Consider the following 18,554-nt stretch of genomic DNA (forward strand, 5'->3'; position numbering starts at 1 on the left):
GGCCGCTTATTAGCCCGTCCAAGAATTGGGGCGCAGTTCATAGCAGCCACTACTGGGGGTTCTTCTCATTTTACGGTTGAGCCTCCGTTAGGTTAGTTGTCGCTGTTATATCTAATAATTTATCTCCATTCCCTTTAGTAACGTGTAACTTTCCAAATTTACAAAAGCGACTCATAGAATTATTTCCTCCCGTTAAATAATAGATAACTATTAAAAATAGACAATACTTGCTCATAAGTAATGGTACTTAAATTGTTTACTTTGGCGTGTTTCATTGCTTGATGAAATTGATTTTTAGTAAACAGTTGACGATATTCTCGATTGACCCATTTTGAAACAAAGTACGTATATAGCTTCCAATATTTATCTGGAACATCTGTGGTATGGCGGGTAAGTTTTATTAAGACACTGTTTACTTTTGGTTTAGGATGAAAGCATTCCGCTGGCAGCTTAAGCAATTGCTGAATCGAGACTTGAGTGTGCAAGAGCAACCCTAGTGTTCGGTGAATATCCAAGGTACGCTTGTAGAATCCTTCTTCAACAATCAGATAGATGTCAGACGCACGGCTTTCAAAAACCACTTTTTTAATAATTTGTGTGCTTAAATTGTAAGGAATATTCCCAACAATTTTATACCTCTGTTTGTTAGGGAATTGAAACTGTAGAATATCTTGGTGAATTAAAGTGACACGAGTATTCAGTTTTAATTTTTCTGACGATAAGTTGAATAGATGACTGTCTAATTCAATAGACGTTACCTGTTTACTTATTTTAGCCAGTTTCGTCGTTAAATGCCCTTTACCTGTTCCAATTTCGTAAACGGTATCGGTTTCTTTTAAATTCAATTGTTTTATTATTTGGTTGAGTACTTTTTCACTCGTTAAAAAGTTTTGAGAATATTTTATATTTTTGTTCATGTAATCACTCCTGAAGTGATTACATCAGTAAATAAATACAGAAGTTAAACGATTTGTTTGTAATTTTAGTTATCTGTTTAAAAAGTCATAAGATTAGTCACTGGTAGGAATTAATCTAACGTATTTATTTATCTGCGTAATCACTGTTTTTAGTCTGTTTCAAAACAGTAGATGTTTTATCTACATTACGCATTTGGAATACCAACATGACGAATCCCTCCTTCTTAATTACAAATTTTTAGCATCTAATTTAACTTCAATTCCTATTATACAAAATTTTAGAGACCGTTTCAAGTTTTGTGTAAACGTTAAAAACTGATATAAGATTTGTGAATAGTTACAATGGGCAGAGCCGATTTTCCGGATTCTGCCCATATCTGCATTATACAGTAGTTTTTAGGCATGTCAATAAAACCTGCCTAAAATTGACTGCTTTACAGGTTCCCCTTGATTCTCATTTTCATTGAGTTGATTTGCAAGTTCATCCGAACGCTTTGGTTTTGCTCTCGAACTCAGCCGGACGCGTCCGGCTGAGTTCGAGAATTCCTTTCCGGAGGCGAGGGCCGAGGGCCCTCCCGAGAGAAAGGAGAGAGCATGAGGAAAAACGCATCCAAGCCGTACCGCAGGCTCGACAGGTCGGAGCGCGCGGCGATCGAGAGGGGCCTGGACAAGCGCAAGTCGTGCAGGCAGATCGCCCGGGAGCTGCGCCGGTCGCCGTCGACGGTCGCCGACGAGGTGGCGCGCAACCGCACGGTGTGCCGCGGTCCGAACAAGGGCGGCCGCGCCGCGGAGGCCCCCGACGACGCCTGCCCGAAGCTGCTGTCGTGGCCGCATTGCTGCAACGGGTGCAGGTTCCGCAGGTACCACTGCTCGAGAAGGTGGAGGTGCGAGTACTCGGCCGCCAGGGCGCAGGCGCTCGCCGACGCCGAGCTGCGCGAATCCAGGATGGGCGTCGACCGGGGCGAGGCGGAATTCGAGCGCGCCATGGAGCTGATCAGGTCCGACGTCGCGCGGGGGCTGTCGCCCGAGCAGATAGCGCTGGCCAGGGCGGCCGAGATCGGGGCGTCGGCGTCGACCATATACAGGTGGATAGGGCGCGGCTACGCGGGGATGAGCAGCCTCGAGCTGCGGCGCAGGTGCGGCTACAAGCCGCGCTCGCACGCCGAGCCGTCAAGGCAGACGTCGCACGGCGCGGCCCGCTCGTTCGCCGCGTTCATGGAGTTGCCGGGGGAAGAGCGCGCCGCCGCCTGCGAGATGGACACGGTGCTCGGCCTGAAGTCCGACCGCCGGTGCCTGCTCACATTGTACCTGAGGGCGTTCAAGTTCCAGATCGCGCTGCCCATGCCCGACAAGACGGCGGCGTCGACGGGATCGGCGCTCGACATGCTGGAGAAGGCGGCGCCGAAAGCGTTCCGAAGGCTGTTCTCCCTGCTCCTGACCGACAACGGCGCCGAGTTCGCCGACTGCGCGGGAATCGAGCGCTCCGCGCTCGACCCGTCCGCCAGGCGGTGCTCGGTCTACTACTGCGACGCGCGCCAGTCCCAGCAGAAGGGCGGCTGCGAGCGCAACCACGTCGAGCTGCGCAAGATACTGCCCAAGGGGCGCGGAATAAGCTTCGACGGGCTCGCCGGCAGGGACTGCGCCGTGCTGATGTCGCACCTGAACTCCGAGCCCAGGCCGTCTTTGGGCGGCATGTGCGCCATCGACATGCTGCTGGCGGCGCTCGGCGACGACGGCCGCGCGCTTCTCGACGCGCTGGGGGTCGAGAAGGTGCCCTACGGCGAGCTCGACATGTCCGTCGGGGCCATCGAGGCCGCACGCCGCGAGCGCGGCGAGGGGCCGCTGGCACCGTAGCGGCCGGCAGCGAAACCGAATAGGCAGGGCCCTCCAGCCCGTCCGGATAAGTCCGAAACCCGACCCGGGCGGGCCGGCGGAGCCATGCCCCGAACTCAGCCGAACATCTCGTTTTACCGCAATCCAAGCCGTATCGGCCCGGGAAAACGCAGGACGGGCGCTTGCGCGCCCGTCCTGTTAACTGCGAAAACCTCATTTGTGCCGCAAGTGTACGGCTAACAACGAAAATCAACCATAAAATCAGTATCAGAGAGGAGAAACTATTTTGAACCAGGAACAGACGAATAGAACCGCAAGCAGGACTGTTATATCTGCGGCAGCTACAAGAAGCGTACCCGTGACTGTACGGCACACTTTATCCGCACCGACCTTTTGACGGCGGACGTGCTTTCCAATCTCCGGCAAGTGACGGAATACGCCGCCAGGCATGAGAGCCGCTTTGTAAAGCTGCTCATCCAGCAGAACGAAATCGGCGGCAAGAGAAAGACCGCCGCAGCCACGAAGCAGCTTGAACAGGCCCAGACACGCATTGCCGAAGTGAACCGCATTATCAAGCGGCTGTATGAGGACAATGTAAGCGGCAAAATCAGCGACGAGCGTTTCATGGAGCTGTCGGCGGACTATGAGCAGGAGCAGCGGGAACTGAAAGACCGGGCTGCCGCTTTGCAGGAGGAACTTTCCAAGTCGCAGGCCGCCACCGTCAACGCCGAGAAATTCATGGGGATTGTGAGAAAGCACCTTGCTTTTGAAGAATTGACCCCCACCCTCTTGCGGGAAATGATTGAGAAAATCGTCGTGCATGAGTGCAGCTATGACGAGAACGGCACCCGCAGGCAGGACATTGAGATTTATTACAGCTTTGTCGGCAAGATAGACTTGCCGGAAGCCTAACGCCTGACCTATCCGACACAGCCCTAAGTGCCGGATAGGAACGGCAAAATTTTTTACACTTCTATTACTTCTTTATCGCACATTAGCAGATTCGCAAGGGTTATCAGGCGCTGAAGTAGTTTCGTCGGTTTCGGTCCATCGAAATAGCCCTTTCCGTCAAATAGAGATACGAGCTCCTTGGCGCCTTCCTGGCTGTGACCCACTTCTTTGTAAAACATGATTGAAGTTGGAGCCATTCCATCATATTTGAGCTCTGTTAGGAAACGCTTGATGCAAGGGACGCTGTCGCCGTTTGGGCCAAACCAAATGCGGTTATCCTGGAGTCTCTCGCGAAACGCGTTTCGCGAGAGCCTCCAGCAGCGTCCTGCTGGAGGCTCTACAACACGCCCCGAGGGCGTTGTGATTGGATAGTCGGAATCTGGGCTGTAAGTCTTTACACTGAGGTCGCTTGGCTTCCAAACGCCTCGAGGGTCGTTGTCTGGATTCTTGTAGCGGGCGTTTGCCTCGTCTGTTCTCGGCAGGCGTCCAATCACAAAGCGCTCAATGGATTTGGCGTATACGAGAACATAATCATGGCTATTTGAAACGTATTTGGCGTCATTCTTGGGCGAGTAAGCTCGTTCCCAGATTAGCTGAGAAACGAAATTTGCCTCTCCGAACACCTCGTCACAGAGGATGCGCAAATTGCGGTCTTCGTTATCGTCAATCGAAATGAAAATGACGCCATCGTCGGTTAGGAGCTCTCGAGCCAGTCTCAACCTAGGGTACATCATCGAGCACCAGTCGCTATGGTAGCGGCCACTTGTGTCGGCGTTGGACTGGCCGGCGAGTCCCGCCTGCTCCTTATAGTTATCGACAGAGTTGCCGAAATTGTCCTTGTAGACAAAGTCGTGACCCGTGTTGTAGGGTGGGTCGATGTAGATCATCTTGACCTTGCCGTGGTAGCCGCGCTGTAGGAGCTTCAGCACCTCGAGATTGTCGCCTTCGATATAAATGTTGTCCGAGTCGAAGGACCCATCCTCTCCATCGCGGCTGCGGCTTTTCTCGATACGGGGACGCAAAGTAGCAGTGCTGGACATCTGCGACTGGCGGATGGCATCGGCCTTGCCGGGCCACGTGAACGCATAGCGCTCCAGGCCCTCGTCTACCTCGTCGCCAAGCTCCAGCCGCAGTTTGTCGAAGTCGATTCCGCTCTCGGAGAACACTTCGGGCATCAGCTCCTTGAGCTTATTCAGGCGGTCGTCAATAAGACTCTCCGATTCAAGAGTCATCTTTTCTATCTCGCCCATGAGGTCTCCTCCTAGGAAAGTTGAGATTTGATTAGTTGAACTATGTAGGGCATGGCGGCAATAAAAACGTCGGTGCCCTTGCCGGCAAGCCAGCTCAGGAGTTTGTCAAGCTTGCTGCCCCGTTTGCTTTTATCTTTTGTGTTGAGATCGCCCATCATCCCTTTGAGCAGCGTCTTCTCGTCATCGGAAAGCGTTGTCTCTGGCAATTTGTCAATCTGTTCAAAGGTTGCCTCTAACGTGACCTGTACGTTGCTCGTGGCGGATGCCGTGAGGCTGACGCTAGCGCCCTGCGCTTCGGCGATTTTCAGCTTACGGAGCTCCTCATCACGGAAATGCTTCAGTTTGTCGATACGTAGTTGCGTCTGTTCATCGTTGAAATCATTGCGATTGGAAGACCCATAGGAATAGGAGGCTAGTCCGTCCGTGTAGGAGTCGTAGCCCCTCGCGTTTGCGTAGACGTAGTCGATTGAGTCGTATACGGCTTTGAGCTCGTCGTCTTTCACGCCCTCTTCAAGAGCTTGCTCCAGTCTCCTGATATGCTGCGTTATAGTTGCGCAGAATGCGGCACCGAACGCTTTGTCGTCTGAGTCTTCCCGCTTTAGGCGCAGCTTCTGGAGAATCATCCCTAGGTCGCTTTTCGAGTAGCGAAATGAGCTTGAGGAATTGATATATTTTAAAGCCTCGGGGTTAGTGTAGTCGAGGTCGAAGACCTGCATGATTTCACGGCAGAGCGCATCAACATCCTCATCTGCAGCATCACTCAAAAGGCGCGCCGCTCGCAAAATATACTCATCTAGAACGGCCATTGCAGATCTCCTTTATCTCATCGGCGACCGCCCTCAGGCGTCGCTCCTCTTCCTTCATTTCCATCCTCAGCTTCGCGGACTCGTTGAGCGTTATGTCCTTCGACCGCCGCTGCTCCTTCAGCCGCTTGACGGAGGCTCCCATCTCATCGTAGCGCGACGTGAGGGCGATCAGCTTTTCCCGGTCTCGAGCGGGGCATACGGGGTAGAACCCCAGGCCGCCAATCGCGCGGGACAGCGCTACGGTGCGCGACAGGTCGACCAGGTACTCCCAGAGGTCGCCCTGCGAGAGCCGCCCGAATGCCAGCGCGCCTAGGAAGTCCGCGTATTCTGAACGGCCAGGATCGAACGCGCCCGTCGACTCGACTCGGTCGACGACCGTCGCGCCCTGCTCGGCCTGGCTCCTCCGCGTGAGGGCGACCGATATGCACGCGCAGCCGCCCGCCTCGACCAGGAGCACCGTCGGGTTCGGGAAGCACTTGTGCACGAGCTCCGCCACCTCGGCCACCGCCATGGTCCCGGCTGTCATCTCGCAACGGAGGAAGACGACGCTCTGCACGTTGCGCTCGTCGTCCTCGTACGGCGGGATGCGCGTCGTGGACTTCTGGACCGTGGCGAAGTGCTCGAGGCGCGCGACCTTGTCGAGCCTCTTCTGCTCGGTCTTGGTGAGCATGGCCTGCTTGACGAGCACCGTCTTGGGAATGCGGCGGCATCCCGCGAGCGCCGCTTCGGGCAGGCGCAGGATTCCGTTCCAGTCGATGCCGCTCATCGCAGCACCGCGAAACATACCAACGAGTAGTCGTTGAAGCCCATGACGGTGCCGCTGCCGACCTCTCCCAGGCTGAACAGGCTCTCGATGCCTTTGTCCTGCTGCGTTCCGGTGATGGCCGCAACGACATCGTCAAGCAGGTCGGTGTAGGCGTCCATCCTCGTCCCGTCGCGGGTCTCGCGGTTGAACTCGCGGCACAGCTTAGCGATGGGCTCGGGATGCCCAGAGCAGACGGCGCGCATGATGTCGAGCGCCGGCTTGGGCTGGGTGTGCTTCGTCATGACCTCGCCGTCGGCCGACACGTACACCACGTAGTACGGGAAGACAGGGTTCGTGTCCCTGGGATCGTTGCCCTCGTCGTTCTGCTTGAGGCAGAAGACCACGCCTGGCTTCACGTCGCTGCGAAGCTCGTCGGGGATGGGGGCCACGGCGTGCAGTCCCGCCGGCGAGTTCTCCAACGCGCCGGGATGCTCCTTGGCGTAGCGCTGGAGCTCCACGCGGAAGTCGTCGAAGGCGAAATCCGTGATCGAGATGCCGCCCGAGATGTCCTCGAGGTCGAGCACCTCGCTCTTGAGCTGCTGGAGCTGCCGGCGACGGTACTTGAGGTCGTTCATCTCTCCATTGCCCTTGGCCTCCAGCACGTTCTCCTCGCCGGTTGCCGACGCGTCGAGCAGCGCCATGCGCCCCTTCACGCGGCCCTCGAGCTGGATGTACTCGTCGAGCGCGATGTCCGGCCAGAAGTTGACCAGCTGGATCTGGGAGTTCTTCGATCCCAGGCGGTCGATGCGGCCGAAGCGCTGGATGATACGCACGGGGTTCCAGTGGATGTCGTAGTTCACCAGGCAGTCGCAGTCCTGCAGGTTCTGGCCCTCGGAGATGCAGTCCGTCGCGAAGACGACGTCGATCTCGCCGAGCTCCCGCTGGCTCTCCGGCAGCTCCTTTGAGACGGGAGAGAACCTCGCGAGGATGTTCTCGAAGGTGGTCCTGGGAAGCTTCAGCGAGTAGGTCCGGTTGGAGCTGCCCGCCACCTCGGCGCACTCGATTCCGAGCTCGCGCTTCAGCCAGGGCGCCAGCTGCTCGAAAAGGTACGCCGTCGTGTCGGCGAACGCGCTGAACACCAGCACCTTGCGGTTGCCGGGGTTGTACGGCTCGCTGACCTTGCCCGCGATGAAGTCGCGCAGCTTCACGAGCTTGGCGTCGCGCTCGGGCGTCACCGCGTCGGCATAGGTTAGCAGGGCCCGGAGCACCTGGATGTCGAAGTCGAGGTCCTGGCCCAGGCGCAGGGCGTCGACGTCTCGCAGGTCGACTCGCACCTTGCCGCCGGCCTCGAACTCCTCGGCATCGTCGTCGTCGAACCCGTCCTCGAGGCCCTCGGTGCCGTAGGCGACCCCCGACGCGTCGGCGTCGAGCCTCGCGCGCAGGTCGACGCAGCCGTCGAGGATTCGTCGCAGCGTGATGCGGAAGCTGTTCACGGAGGACTCCATGCGCTTGAGGACGTTGACGCGCATGAGGTTGGCCACCGCCGTCGTGCGGTGGACCTGGCTCTCGAAGTCCTTGCCCCACGTGTCCCCGTAGCGGTCCTCGTACTTGCGGCGCTGGTCGGCGCGCACGTAGGAGAGCACCTGGTACTGGGCGAACGTGAGCTGGGCGATCATGTCGTTGAGCACGGCAATCGGCGGCAGCTCGCCTTCTAGGTCAATGGGCGTCTGAAACGACAGGGGCGGCCGGCGCGCCGGGAAGGTACCGCTCGCGGCGCCGTAGTACTTCGTGATGTGCTTGCGGCTGCGCGCGATGGTCAGCACGTCGAGCAGCTTGAAGTAGTCGGCGTTCACCGCGTTCACGAAGCTCTCGGTCGTGCGCTCGGAGTCGGAGAGCTTGCTCCACTCGTTGAACCTCTGCTGGGCGACGCGCGTCACGTGGGTGATCGACGGGATGCCATCGGTATCGGCGAGGTACGCGTCGTCTCCCTCGGTGATGAGCTCGATCTGGTTTCGCAGGTCGAGCAGGCGGTTGTTCACCGGGGTGGCAGAGAGCATGAGCACCTTCGTGCGCTGGCCCGACTTGATGACGTCCTCGATGAGGCGCGTGTAGCGGTCGGTCTTGTCCGCGTCGGTGCTCTTGTTCCTGAAGTTGTGGCTCTCGTCGATGACGAGGAGGTCGAAGTGGCCCCAGCGCAGGTGCTCGAGGTCCACCTCGCCGCTCATGCCGTGGTAGCGCGACAGGTCGGTGTGGTTGAGCACCGTGTAGCTGAAGCGGTCGTCGGCCAGCGGGTTGCGGTCGTCGTTGTCCTGCGTCCACAGGGTCCAGTTGTCCCGCAGGCGCTTCGGGCACAGCACGAGGATGCGGTCGTTGCGCTCCTGGTAGTACTTCATGACGGCGAGCGCCTCGTAGGTCTTGCCCAGGCCCACCGAGTCGGCGATGATGCAGCCCTTGTACTTCTCCAGCTTGCGGATGGCGCCCACGACGGCGTCCTTCTGGAAGTCGTAGAGCTTGCTCCAGACCACGGACTCCTCGAACTTGAGGCCGGGGCGGATGCCGTTGTCCTCGTCGTCCTCCATGAAGTCGCGGAACAGGTGGTACAGGGTCAGGAAATAGATGAACTCGGGCGGGTTCTCGCGGTAGAGCGTCTCGACCTGGGCGGCCACCTGCGCGGTGACCTCCTCGACCATGGCAGGGTTGTCCCAGACCGACTCGAACATCATCTTGAGGCCGACGGCCTCGGTCGCGTTCTCGAAATGGCTCACGCAGGTCACGGTTCCCGGACGGCGCTCGTAGCCGAGGCCCTCCTGCGTGAAGTTCGCGGCGGCGCCCATGAAGGCGTGGTCGTCGCCGGATGGGTTCTCCACCACGTAGGTGCCGCCCGGCTGAATGGCGCCGGACGTCTTGGCGGACTTGAAGACGCCCTTCTCGCGGATCCACTCGGCGCATTCGCGGGCGAGCGCGCGTTGGTTTAGGTTGTTGCGCAGCGTGAGCTCGAGCCCCGAGCCGCCGACGCCGACCTCGCGCGCGCGGCGGGCTACCTCGAACTCGCGCGGCTCCTTCGAGTCGGCCATGCGCTTGATGAAGGTGGGCTCGCTGAACAGGAAGCGCACCTCGTCGACCTTGGAGAGCTCCTCTTTGAGCTCCCCGTAGGCGAACACGGTGAAATACGAGCTGATTATCGACAACTTCGCGCCGTCGTCGATGGATTCGCCGAGGGCGTCTCCCAGGCGCTCCGCGCCGACGTTGCTTAGCGACTTCACGCCTCTATGCCCCCTTTTTCGCGAGCTCTTCGATCATGCAGGTGCGCACGAAGGCGGAGAAGCTCATGCCCCGCAGGGCCGCCTCCTCCTTCGCCGCGTCGCGCAGGGTGTCGGGGATGCGCAGGGTCACGGAGACCTGGTCGCCGTCCACCAGGAAGCTTCTGATCTCGGTCTCGTCGGGATTGCTCTTGATGAGCTCCTTGTAGCTGTCGGGCATCTGCGCTCCCATCGCTCGAAATGCAATACAAATGCGTTTGCAGCATTATAACGCGACGGCACGCGGCGGCACTGGGAATGCGAGGACAGCCGATGTCCAGGCTTTATATGAGCGCGGACGGCGATGGACGCCCTGATCGGGCTTGGATGGCCGCTTTCGTTCGGGTCCTCATCTCTCGTTTTCGCGAGGTTTGGCGTTTGCCCATTCCTCGGCGTAGAGAACCTCGTTCTGAGCCTCCAAGATTCGCGCGGCGTCGCCGATGCGCTCGGCGCACCTCTCACTTATCGACTTCAGGGCCAGAATCCCCTCGACGTCGAGCGGGTCCAGCTGGTCGGCATGCGCCAGGGACTCGAGCAGCTGGTCCAGGCCCCTCGCCAGCCTCCCGGCATCGCACACGGCATCGATGAGCTCGATGCGCTCCAACTTCTCTTCGTGGCTCAACATCAGCTCGCCTCCTTCTCTCAACGGACGTGTCGCGCAGCACCGTAGCCGTTCCATGCGGAGAACCATCTCGCCGCCCGCGGTCCCGTGCGCATATCGGCCGCAAGCGGCACGGGAAAGCCGTCCGTCCCGACTCATGCCGCGGCGCCGCGACTCGGGAACCCGCCTCCGTCCCCGCCACGACGTCGTCGTCAATCCCCGCGGGAGCCCAGCAACCGCCGATGGGCCGCATCCCATGCCCGGAGGGTCTCGGCGCCCACGCCGGATTCCATGCCGCACGCCTGCGCCCCTTTGATCCGAATACCCGCCCCGGCGCTCCTTGGACGCGCAGGGTCGCACGCCGGCAGGCGGCCAGCAAGGGCCGCGACACTTTTTCGGGTTCTTCGCCCCATGCGCTCCGCGCGCGAACAACGCGAAAAACTGCCGTCGGGAGACTTCTATTTCCATGCCCGACTTCGCTTCCTCCCTTGCAGGCACGCCCGCGCTGCATGCGACTCACGCGGCGCAAGGCACGCCACAGGGGCGGGCCTCAGAGTCTAAGGAGCAAGACATGAACGACATGAAGGAAAAGGCGATGGGCGCGGTCAAGGCCTTCCTCGAGCGCAAGGGCTACGAGATCGTCGACGAGGCCTGGCAGGGACCCGAGGGCATCGGCGGGATCGACCTCGTGGCGGTGGACGAGGACGGGACCCTGGTCTTCGTCGACGCCACGGTCCGGATCGGGACGGACGGCTTCCCCGAGGCCCACAGGGCGCGCGGTGCCCGATTTCCTGCACGGCTCCACGACCCTCTGCTTGAATTCCGCCGTGCACCCGGGAGATGGATCTCCCATGGCCCGTCTCGCTTTCGGCCATCATACCGAAACGGAAATCGACTTGTCGACGGATCTGGGGCAGATTCAGATTCAGCTCGCCGAGCTCGAGCACGTCATGAAGTCCTCGCTTCGAACGGGTATGACGGCAGCCGCCATAGCAATGGCCGTGAAAACGGCACCTGTTATCATCTCTGCGATAAAAGATGCAGCTACCGAGGGACACATCGATGTAGATCAGCTCCTGAACGGTGGAGCGGATACCGCGAAAACCGGAGCCGGGGCGTTCCTCTCCGGTACGATCACGGCAGGTCTTACGGAGTCCATGAAATCCGTCATGTTGGGCGATGCCTTGAAGGCCACTCCTCCAGAGGCGATTGCCTTGGCCGTCATCCTCGCATGGGAGGGAATCCGGGGAGGATTCAAGCTTGCTAAGGGCGAGATCTCCCAGGTCGAGTTCGCCGAAAGTCTCTTCAGGAAGTCCTACTACGCATTAATCGCTGCAGGCTGAGGATGCCTTGGACAGGCTCTGGTTCACGTGCCCGTAGTCGGATACATGCTCGACAGCCTAGCAAGGTCTCTCATCGCGGGGTATTTCCTACGAAATCGGATGTACCATCCTCATCGGACTGTGCGTCGACAAGGGCATGACCTTCTTCGGTTTGGTGGACCAGGGCTGCATGCTTCCCGATCGTGTGCTCAAACGCATCGGCCTTGAGGCGTTCGAATACGAGAGCTTCGCATCCGAAAAGCCTGAACTCGACATCTTTACGCCTAAGGCGCCAGTCCTCGAGACACCGAGCTTCGACCAATTCGAAATCAGCCACCCCCGAAGGGGCCTAATAGCCTTCAATTGGGTCGGTTATATCTAAATTCCCCGTTGGCCGCATAGTTTAAAATCTGAATTCCACCTATTGGTGAACTCCAATGAACTTATCAAACTAGGAAAATCGCAAGATTGGAGGATTCGATGTTTGATAAATATGAAGATTACCCAAACGGCATTAGCCGCCACGCAATCCTGAGTGCCTCCGCAACGCAACTCTCCAGAATTCTGGAAATCGAAATTGCCGAATACAGGGACGCGATTGAACGTTGCCTTGAGAACAGCGACGAGCTCGAATCACCATTGAATAGATTGTCTAACATGGGACGGCTCTTGAACGAGACGCTTTCCAGCTTGAACAGGGAAAACAATTCAGAGGAAACGACGGTGGTCCAGGCTTCGATATATATTGGATCCATACTCGAAGGGTCTTTGCAGTTCTTTCTCCTATGCTTTGAAGAAGATTTCCGCGAGTCGAATTGGAGGATTTGGGAGGATAAGAAAGAAGAGGACTTCGAAGCAATTCGGAATCGCATTGGCGGCTTGCTCACCGAACTTGCTGACGAGGGAATCCTTTCCAGCAACCAGCGAAAAAGCCTGAAGAAGGCACTTTCCAAGGAACTCACGGTCAGGGAAAAAGGCAAAAAGATCGAACGGATTATGCTTGATGAGCTAATAAGGTTTTTCGAAAAATTCAACATATTGTGGACCAATTTCGAAGTAGGCCATAATAAGAACGAAGAGACTGAATCGAGCGAAGCGCTAATCGAAAGAATGGATAATATCCGGGAGGCAAGAAACAGCATCCATATATTCTCGAAATACGAGACACCCACTCCAGAGGCAGTGGTCAGTCGCGTACGAGATTTGTGCTTGATTCTGAAAGATTTGTTGTTCCGCACGAGATGTATAAACGAAGAGACAAGAAGGCAGGCTTTCCTTGAGTCTCTTCTCGAGATTCCTGGAGCAACATACATTGAGATTGGTGATAGCTACAGAATAACCTCCATCCGGCATTCTGAGGATGGATGCTAAACCACTGGCGATTATTCTCTGAGGTCGCGCAGGAAACACTAAGCATCAACCAGCCATTTCCTCCCACACCTCAAAACCACTTTCAAGTATTCCCGGGGGATAATCGTAAGTGGCTTGAAGGTTGGCGGTGCTAGGAGAGGATTTCGGACCGCTCCGCCCCGTTTTCCACTGGGGCAAAAAGCGAAACTCAACTCGGCCGAGTTTCGCTTGAGTTTCAGTTTTTGTCCCAGCGTTGTCCCAGTACTGTGCGCAGTATATCGCAACAGGTCGCTATGTTCGGATGACTGCAAACTAGGTAAAATGAGTGAACAGAGTGGAAAACACAGTGCATAGAGTGGGAATAGAATATACGTTCGATACAATAATCAAATACCAGATAGTGGGCACGGTTTAATCGAATCCGTGTCCACTGCTGTATGTGGAGCGATATTGGTGACCGGTGCTCGCGATATTATTGCTTGCGCGTCAGCTTCCGCTGCTCTAAGCACGTCCCCCGGAGTTCCTCGCCAGAGGAGAGCTGACCGTTCCTTGCGAAGCCTCGGAACCATCTATATCCGCTTGCTGCGGGCTTGCTTGAGCCAGTTCCTCTTGAAAGACCCTATGCCTCCGAAGAACTTGTTGTACGTCTCACCGTCCTCCTTGGCTTCGTACTTAATTAAGGCAAGTTCGATAGTGCAGAGGTAGTCCGCCACTTGCTCGAGGCGGTAGTCGGTCATCGAGGTCTTGCGGCGTCGGACGACCCCTTTTGAGAGGACCTTGCCCACAGAGCGGTCGAGCGCTTGCTTGACGATGTCCTGACCGTTGTCGTAATAGACCTTCACATCGTCAAAGGACTGGAAGAAGCCCAAGTGCTCAACTATGGCGGAGGAGATGTCGCGCCCCATGCGCTCCATTAGCCTTGCCGGGTCTTCGAACTGGCTGCGGCGGTAGACGAGCGTGACATAGGAGATGGGAAGCCTGCGGACAAACGAGGAGAAGTAGGCGAGCATGGCCTTGCGCTGATCGATGCCAAGAAACTCGTAGTCCTTGTGCCCGTTCATGAGGGGCTCGGAGTGGAACGGAATGTTGGGGAGGTCGGCCCTGGCGAGTTTGGCCTCATAGCCCGTGACCGCTTCGGCGATGCTGTCTGCCTGGTCATGAAAGACGAGCGTGAGCAGATAGTAACGAGCCTTGCCGCCGCGGTCGCCGCTCTCGTCGACGAAGATGCTGAGCTCCTTGGCCAATGGGGACTCCTAATGCAATGGATAAAAAAATAGCCGGGGGACTCCCCCGGCACTTGGAGGTAGCTTAATAAGCCACCAATATTCTTATAACATGCGCTGACGGTGAATGCAAGAGAGGACGAGCCGGTACATGGCGTCGCGGCCGATGCGCAGCATCGCGTGTGCCTCGTCGGCGTCGAATATCGCGCTGGTCGATGCTGTGAGCCTCACCTGGCTCCTGCTAGTGCTCTTGGTCATGGTCGTCCTCGAGCTCCTCTCGTCTCGAGGCTCCCTCGCGTGCCCGGCCGCGGGCTGCTCCCGGGGCGGTCACCGCCGTAATTTTCTCCCGCTCCTCGACTCGATGTAGGCGTCCACTGACGCCCTCGACACCAGGAACTTCCTGCCGAGCCTGTACGAGTCGATCTCTCCCGACCAGATGAGGTCGTACGCCTTGCTCCGGCTTGCCTCCCATGTACTCCTGAATCTCTAACACCGTCATCCGTTCGTCGCGGCCCCGGTTGCCCTCGGGCGCGGCGCATTTCGTCGTGTTCGCCATGGTCCCTCCAATCATTCCGCGCGATGCGCCTGCGCGGTCCCGCGTGCGTTTTCGTCTGCGCGACGATTGAACCGTCTGATTGCGGTTGGCGCGCTCGACGGGAGCGGAGATGGGTCGAGGTGGGTCGAGCAGGTCGGGTCTCCATGAAACGGCCATGAGCCGCGCTTCGTATCCCTCAGCAAAGTCTCTAAAAAGTTAAAGGCGCCCATGCGGACGCCTGCTTAGTAGCTGGAGTTGTTCGGTTGTGGTCGGAATGCTCGTCTTCCGCGGTGTTGTCATCCGGGGTCCGGCATCTGTCTTTCGCCTCTTATGTCGTATTTGCTGTTGCATGTTCTGCGAGCGACCTTGTGCAGGTTTTTCAGCCCGTTGTCCCAGGTGCACACGGGTAAATGGTAACCATCCGTTGGGATACGGACATTGTGGGAGGGCTGTCTGGGTAAGCTGGGATGTACGAGTGGCGGGGCTCTAAAAGCAATAATTCAAGTTAAAGGGCCTTGTGCTCTATTTTGTAAAACGCGAGGGCGCAATCAACTCGACGATTTCCCCGAACCTTTTCTGAACCATATAGCGACTTGCGCTCTCGTCTCGAACCAGGCGGTTTTCCTCGTCGTAGCAGTCGTCGATGGCCTTGTTAATCGCCTTCACCGCCTCCATGAATCGCGGCCGCTCCACAGGCGATACCCCGGCCGACTCAAAAACGGCCTCGTTGATCGCTTCTACCTCATGAAGCTCTTCCTCAGGTGCGTCGGGCCCGGGTGCGACAAAGTCGTCGCGAAACCTAAAGGCCCTGTTGACGAGTTCCTCCCCGTATTCTGCAACGACGGCCTCCGTTATATCGTCTCTCTTGTCATTAAGCCGAACCAAGCACGCCATTTCGTCGAGAAGCTCTGGGAGGATGGGCGATTTTAGGATTTCGCTTATCATTGCGCTGTTCGAGCCCCGGCTTTCTTCGAGGTGGTACCTGCGTTCGAAATGTGTGATTTTTCGAACTTGCTCGAGGGCGGATTCCTCTATCCCCGTGTACTCATGGGCATCCTGCGCCTTATAGGTCTTGCATTCGATATCGCCTATGAGATAGCCGAGATCGACCTCGAGTACCGCGGCGATTTGAAGCATGATTTCGAATTTGGGAAAAGGCCGCACATGGCCCTTCCTGTCCGGAAGACCAGCATTGACCCACGCGCTGACGTTCTTCTGCGTAAACTGATCGCTCTCGCCATAGAACCGATTGTTTATCAGCTCCGCGAGACCATTCTGCGTTAGGCTCCGCTCCTTCATGAGCCCAAGGAGATTGTCTCGCCACGATTTAAGTCTTGACTTCACGACTTCGTTTGACTGCAGAAGTTCTGCCTTTGGACCACTCATCTTCAATATCCTCCTAAGTGACTATTACATGATTCAATCTACAGTTATTACCGTTAATCGATTCTACCATTCTGCTTTTCATCGAGGCATACTAACAGGCAGAGAGCAAGTAGACAAGGAGTGCTAGATGAGCAAGACCTATACCAACGCGGAGATTCTCGATCGGCTCAAGAGTCTTGAGGGGCTGCTTCTGGAGCGAGTTTTCGAAACCTCGTACAGCGAGAGCCTGCGTACCTACGACCTTATCGACCACCTGCGAAGCAAGGCCCACGACCTTGGGTTGGAAGGGGAGGACACCTACGCCGCCCTCATTCAGGATCTAGAGAAGCTTAGTTCGACCATAGGCGGGCTGATCAACGGGAAGCGCGGCGAGCTTCTCGCCGCAAAGAGTCTCAAATGTCTTCGCGGCGATAGCCTGCTGCTTTCCAACATCGCGCTTCCTAATGGAGACTCGTTCGAGGAATACGATCAAGTTCTAATCGCCCGTTCGGGCGTATACGTGATCGAGGTAAAGAACTATCGAAACGACGTCGTGATAGACGATGGGGGAATCCTGCGCTGCGGTCCTCGCTCCTACAACGTCGGTGAGCGAATGCGTGAGAAGATGCATGCCCTTTGGGATGCGATTCAATTCTCTTCTGACGGCTGCATGAGCGAAGAGGACGTGAATGGCATGCTTCTTTTCGTGAATAACGAGGCAAGTGTTACCGATTTCTTCCATCGAGTCCCCGTGATGCGTTGTGGTCAGATTGTCTACAGCATCGAAGACGCAAACCGATGCGAAGAGAAGCTGTCTTGGGAGGACATGGTTCGCATCAAGTCCGTCCTCCTCGCACGAAAGACGGCGGCAGAGTTTCCAATGCCGCTTGACGAAAACCGTGTAAAAAGCGAGCTCGAGGATTTCCTCGATCTGGTTGAGGCCAAGACTGCAAAGAACGCTGCTAAATCAATAGCTGCTGGCCACAACGAAGTTGATTCTTCAACAACATTCGATAACCATGCTCGACATTCACAATTGCCCAGCTGGGTACCCGCCGTGGCGGCTGTCATCTCTGGTTTGGCAATAGGCGCGGGTGGGCTATTCCTGCATGCAAAGAAAGGATAAGGAGCCTGGCTGTTGGATGCGGAAAGCACAGATTGACTACAAAAAGGAGTAAGGATGACCGAAAACACGATGGGATCCATTGCAATAAGCGACGTGACGATTGATGCCGTGAACGAGAAGGCCATTAATTGCCAGGGCATGCTCAAATCCCTTGTCGATGCGACGAACGGCATCACCGAGCCTCAGGCTGGCCTTCTCGGATGCCTCGTCGTTTCCATTGCCGGGGTGGCGGGATATGGAATATACGCCCTTTGCGACTTGGTCAAATCTGGACACCCCGTCGAGCTCACCTTTGGAGGGGTGCGCTTTGCGGCGAATACGGCAGCGCTCGGCGAGGCGAGCAGCCTCTAATCGGCAGACAGGAGAATCGATGCAGATGAATGAGATGCCCTCGATTGGGACCACGCTGACTTACGGCGAGGCAATTAAAGCATGCGACCGCTCCGAGCGGACGATGCTCGAGAAGGTGTACGGGGCCGAGCTCCTGCCCGCAGTGGGGCTGTACGACCTGCTCTGGCAGCTTGAGTCGCTCGCACAGAAGCGCGGAATCGAGGGCAAGGGGGGCCTTTCTCAAGGCTCAAGAGGGAGATCCGGCCGATCGCGAGCGAGAGGACCGCTCTGGCGAACGGGGTGAACGGCGAGAGGTTCTACCTGCTTCAGGATGAATCGGCGCTCAGGCAGCATGACGAGACGCACCTTTTCAGGGTCGGAATCGATGGGGATAAGCTCGCCGGCGGCCTCGACGAGGCTCTCGAGCTGCTTTCAAAGGAGTCTACCAAGGTCGACGTATACGCCGACACCTATTCACCCAATCGTTCGGAACGGGATTTTGACAGGCTAGGTGAAGACCCTTTCATGAAATGGGTTGGGATCGGGTTTTGCGTGATGATGATCTGCCTCGGAATCTCGATGCTCGTCCATTCGGCCTTCCAGATTGGCTTTTGCTCCAAGTGGTTTATCTAGTGTGGAAGCCGTTGAACGAGCAGGCTTTCATTCAATTCGCCAACTCATGGGCAAGCCGCCCGAGACTACTCACTTTGCCCACCGATGGCGAAGACCCGCGACTTGGGGTTTTGCAAACGGTGCGCGAGCCACCCGCGTTGATTCACTTACGATTGCAGCTGGCGGCTTGCAGGCTAAAGGGAGATTGAGTTTAAAAACGGGCGTTTTTGGTGCTATTGAGCTTCCAAAGGGTGGCGCGCGCAGACGTGGTGTAAGAGCGTCCCGAGGT

Annotated in this window: 20 protein-coding genes and 1 pseudogene; 8 read left to right on the forward strand and 13 right to left on the reverse strand. The window is 56.9% G+C overall.

What is annotated here, in order from left to right:
* Window positions 1-70: 70 nt before the first annotated feature.
* The 3 genes from DWY51_RS09780 to DWY51_RS09125 all read right to left on the reverse strand — a co-directional run bounded on the left by DWY51_RS09780 (window position 71) and on the right by DWY51_RS09125 (window position 1,125).
* The gene (locus DWY51_RS09780) at window positions 71-235 is read right to left on the reverse strand and encodes an rRNA adenine methyltransferase (RefSeq protein WP_179297067.1); all 165 of its coding nucleotides are present in this window, start codon (window positions 233-235) and stop codon (window positions 71-73) included.
* The gene (gene erm(B) / locus DWY51_RS09120) at window positions 180-917 is read right to left on the reverse strand and encodes a 23S rRNA (adenine(2058)-N(6))-methyltransferase Erm(B) (protein WP_014566913.1); all 738 of its coding nucleotides are present in this window, start codon (window positions 915-917) and stop codon (window positions 180-182) included. Before erm(B) ends, DWY51_RS09780 begins: the two co-directional genes overlap by 56 nt.
* A gap of 124 nt (window positions 918-1,041) precedes the next feature.
* Window positions 1,042-1,125, reverse strand: a complete 84-nt coding sequence (locus tag DWY51_RS09125) for a 23S rRNA methyltransferase attenuation leader peptide (protein ID WP_001814874.1) — start codon at window positions 1,123-1,125, stop codon at window positions 1,042-1,044.
* Between the two features lie 386 nt (window positions 1,126-1,511).
* Between DWY51_RS09125 and DWY51_RS09130 the strand changes: the two genes are divergently transcribed.
* Window positions 1,512-2,771, forward strand: a complete 1,260-nt coding sequence (locus DWY51_RS09130; RefSeq protein WP_117770627.1) for an IS30 family transposase — start codon at window positions 1,512-1,514, stop codon at window positions 2,769-2,771.
* Between the two features lie 291 nt (window positions 2,772-3,062).
* A pseudogene (locus DWY51_RS09135) lies at window positions 3,063-3,662 on the forward strand (DUF4368 domain-containing protein); the annotation flags it as partial.
* A 53-nt stretch (window positions 3,663-3,715) separates the two neighbouring features.
* Here DWY51_RS09135 and DWY51_RS09140 read toward each other — a convergent pair.
* The 6 genes from DWY51_RS09140 to DWY51_RS09165 form a co-directional block, all read right to left on the reverse strand.
* Window positions 3,716-4,951, reverse strand: a complete 1,236-nt coding sequence (locus tag DWY51_RS09140) for a site-specific DNA-methyltransferase (RefSeq protein WP_197702168.1) — start codon at window positions 4,949-4,951, stop codon at window positions 3,716-3,718.
* Window positions 4,952-4,962: 11 nt separating this feature from the next.
* A complete protein-coding gene (locus DWY51_RS09145; RefSeq protein WP_033499420.1) occupies window positions 4,963-5,757 on the reverse strand; it encodes a hypothetical protein in 795 nt (264 codons plus the stop codon).
* Window positions 5,741-6,523, reverse strand: coding sequence for a DUF4391 domain-containing protein (locus DWY51_RS09150; protein ID WP_033499419.1), 783 nt, complete (start codon window positions 6,521-6,523; stop codon window positions 5,741-5,743). The genes DWY51_RS09145 and DWY51_RS09150 overlap by 17 nt, the downstream gene beginning before the upstream one ends.
* The gene (locus DWY51_RS09155; protein WP_033499418.1) at window positions 6,520-9,765 is read right to left on the reverse strand and encodes a helicase-related protein; all 3,246 of its coding nucleotides are present in this window, start codon (window positions 9,763-9,765) and stop codon (window positions 6,520-6,522) included. Before DWY51_RS09155 ends, DWY51_RS09150 begins: the two co-directional genes overlap by 4 nt.
* A gap of 4 nt (window positions 9,766-9,769) precedes the next feature.
* The gene (locus DWY51_RS09160) at window positions 9,770-9,982 is read right to left on the reverse strand and encodes a YlcI/YnfO family protein (protein ID WP_227561562.1); all 213 of its coding nucleotides are present in this window, start codon (window positions 9,980-9,982) and stop codon (window positions 9,770-9,772) included.
* 168 nt (window positions 9,983-10,150) lie between these two features.
* On the reverse strand, window positions 10,151-10,426 hold the full coding sequence (locus tag DWY51_RS09165; RefSeq protein ID WP_052118776.1) for a hypothetical protein: 276 nt from the start codon (window positions 10,424-10,426) through the stop codon (window positions 10,151-10,153).
* 827 nt (window positions 10,427-11,253) lie between these two features.
* Here DWY51_RS09165 and DWY51_RS09595 point away from each other — a divergent pair.
* From DWY51_RS09595 to DWY51_RS09180, 3 genes are all read left to right on the forward strand, one after another.
* Window positions 11,254-11,745: a hypothetical protein gene (locus tag DWY51_RS09595; protein ID WP_199411416.1), complete on the forward strand. Its 492-nt coding sequence runs from the start codon at window positions 11,254-11,256 to the stop codon at window positions 11,743-11,745.
* Window positions 11,746-11,881: 136 nt separating this feature from the next.
* The gene (locus DWY51_RS09175) at window positions 11,882-12,106 is read left to right on the forward strand and encodes a hypothetical protein (protein WP_117770628.1); all 225 of its coding nucleotides are present in this window, start codon (window positions 11,882-11,884) and stop codon (window positions 12,104-12,106) included.
* Between the two features lie 98 nt (window positions 12,107-12,204).
* Window positions 12,205-13,095 carry a hypothetical protein gene (locus DWY51_RS09180; RefSeq protein ID WP_117770629.1) on the forward strand — a complete coding sequence of 297 codons (891 nt, stop codon included), beginning with the start codon at window positions 12,205-12,207 and terminating at the stop codon, window positions 13,093-13,095.
* Window positions 13,096-13,643: 548 nt separating this feature from the next.
* On the opposite strand, the gene DWY51_RS09185 is transcribed toward DWY51_RS09180, so the two are convergent.
* From DWY51_RS09185 to DWY51_RS09200, 4 genes are all read right to left on the reverse strand, one after another.
* On the reverse strand, window positions 13,644-14,318 hold the full coding sequence (locus DWY51_RS09185; protein WP_117770630.1) for a DUF3800 domain-containing protein: 675 nt from the start codon (window positions 14,316-14,318) through the stop codon (window positions 13,644-13,646).
* Between the two features lie 84 nt (window positions 14,319-14,402).
* The gene (locus tag DWY51_RS09705; RefSeq protein ID WP_233504687.1) at window positions 14,403-14,555 is read right to left on the reverse strand and encodes a hypothetical protein; all 153 of its coding nucleotides are present in this window, start codon (window positions 14,553-14,555) and stop codon (window positions 14,403-14,405) included.
* Window positions 14,556-14,624: 69 nt separating this feature from the next.
* A complete protein-coding gene (locus DWY51_RS09785; RefSeq protein ID WP_369832604.1) occupies window positions 14,625-14,735 on the reverse strand; it encodes a hypothetical protein in 111 nt (36 codons plus the stop codon).
* A 619-nt stretch (window positions 14,736-15,354) separates the two neighbouring features.
* Complete coding sequence (locus DWY51_RS09200) at window positions 15,355-16,218, reverse strand: hypothetical protein (protein WP_117770631.1); 864 nt, start codon at window positions 16,216-16,218, stop codon at window positions 15,355-15,357.
* Window positions 16,219-16,345: 127 nt separating this feature from the next.
* On the opposite strand from DWY51_RS09200, the gene DWY51_RS09205 reads away from it, so the two are divergent.
* The 3 genes from DWY51_RS09205 to DWY51_RS09220 all read left to right on the forward strand — a co-directional run bounded on the left by DWY51_RS09205 (window position 16,346) and on the right by DWY51_RS09220 (window position 18,286).
* Window positions 16,346-17,323 (forward strand): nuclease-related domain-containing protein, encoded by a 978-nt coding sequence (locus DWY51_RS09205; RefSeq protein WP_117770632.1) that lies wholly within the window; start codon window positions 16,346-16,348, stop codon window positions 17,321-17,323.
* Window positions 17,324-17,377: 54 nt separating this feature from the next.
* Complete coding sequence (locus DWY51_RS09210) at window positions 17,378-17,674, forward strand: hypothetical protein (RefSeq protein WP_117770633.1); 297 nt, start codon at window positions 17,378-17,380, stop codon at window positions 17,672-17,674.
* A 279-nt stretch (window positions 17,675-17,953) separates the two neighbouring features.
* Window positions 17,954-18,286: a hypothetical protein gene (locus DWY51_RS09220; RefSeq protein ID WP_117770635.1), complete on the forward strand. Its 333-nt coding sequence runs from the start codon at window positions 17,954-17,956 to the stop codon at window positions 18,284-18,286.
* Window positions 18,287-18,554 lie beyond the last annotated feature (268 nt).

This window comes from Collinsella sp. AF25-2LB (genome assembly GCF_003458415.1).
Lineage (GTDB): Bacteria > Actinomycetota > Coriobacteriia > Coriobacteriales > Coriobacteriaceae > Collinsella.

What these genes read in the sequence shown, in the direction of transcription:
- DWY51_RS09180 (WP_117770629.1), top strand. Translation starts at nt 12,205, where the DNA reads ATGTTTGATAAATATGAAGATTACCCAAACGGCATTAGCCGCCACGCA.
- DWY51_RS09160 (WP_227561562.1), bottom strand. Translation starts at nt 9,982, where the DNA reads ATGCCCGACAGCTACAAGGAGCTCATCAAGAGCAATCCCGACGAGACC.
- DWY51_RS09175 (WP_117770628.1), top strand. Translation starts at nt 11,882, where the DNA reads ATGACCTTCTTCGGTTTGGTGGACCAGGGCTGCATGCTTCCCGATCGT.
- DWY51_RS09595 (WP_199411416.1), top strand. Translation starts at nt 11,254, where the DNA reads ATGGCCCGTCTCGCTTTCGGCCATCATACCGAAACGGAAATCGACTTG.
- DWY51_RS09140 (WP_197702168.1), bottom strand. Translation starts at nt 4,951, where the DNA reads ATGGGCGAGATAGAAAAGATGACTCTTGAATCGGAGAGTCTTATTGAC.
- DWY51_RS09145 (WP_033499420.1), bottom strand. Translation starts at nt 5,757, where the DNA reads ATGGCCGTTCTAGATGAGTATATTTTGCGAGCGGCGCGCCTTTTGAGT.
- DWY51_RS09210 (WP_117770633.1), top strand. Translation starts at nt 17,378, where the DNA reads ATGACCGAAAACACGATGGGATCCATTGCAATAAGCGACGTGACGATT.
- DWY51_RS09150 (WP_033499419.1), bottom strand. Translation starts at nt 6,523, where the DNA reads ATGAGCGGCATCGACTGGAACGGAATCCTGCGCCTGCCCGAAGCGGCG.
- DWY51_RS09780 (WP_179297067.1), bottom strand. Translation starts at nt 235, where the DNA reads ATGAGCAAGTATTGTCTATTTTTAATAGTTATCTATTATTTAACGGGA.
- DWY51_RS09205 (WP_117770632.1), top strand. Translation starts at nt 16,346, where the DNA reads ATGAGCAAGACCTATACCAACGCGGAGATTCTCGATCGGCTCAAGAGT.
- DWY51_RS09705 (WP_233504687.1), bottom strand. Translation starts at nt 14,555, where the DNA reads ATGACCAAGAGCACTAGCAGGAGCCAGGTGAGGCTCACAGCATCGACC.
- DWY51_RS09130 (WP_117770627.1), top strand. Translation starts at nt 1,512, where the DNA reads ATGAGGAAAAACGCATCCAAGCCGTACCGCAGGCTCGACAGGTCGGAG.
- DWY51_RS09200 (WP_117770631.1), bottom strand. Translation starts at nt 16,218, where the DNA reads ATGAGTGGTCCAAAGGCAGAACTTCTGCAGTCAAACGAAGTCGTGAAG.
- DWY51_RS09125 (WP_001814874.1), bottom strand. Translation starts at nt 1,125, where the DNA reads ATGTTGGTATTCCAAATGCGTAATGTAGATAAAACATCTACTGTTTTG.
- DWY51_RS09165 (WP_052118776.1), bottom strand. Translation starts at nt 10,426, where the DNA reads ATGTTGAGCCACGAAGAGAAGTTGGAGCGCATCGAGCTCATCGATGCC.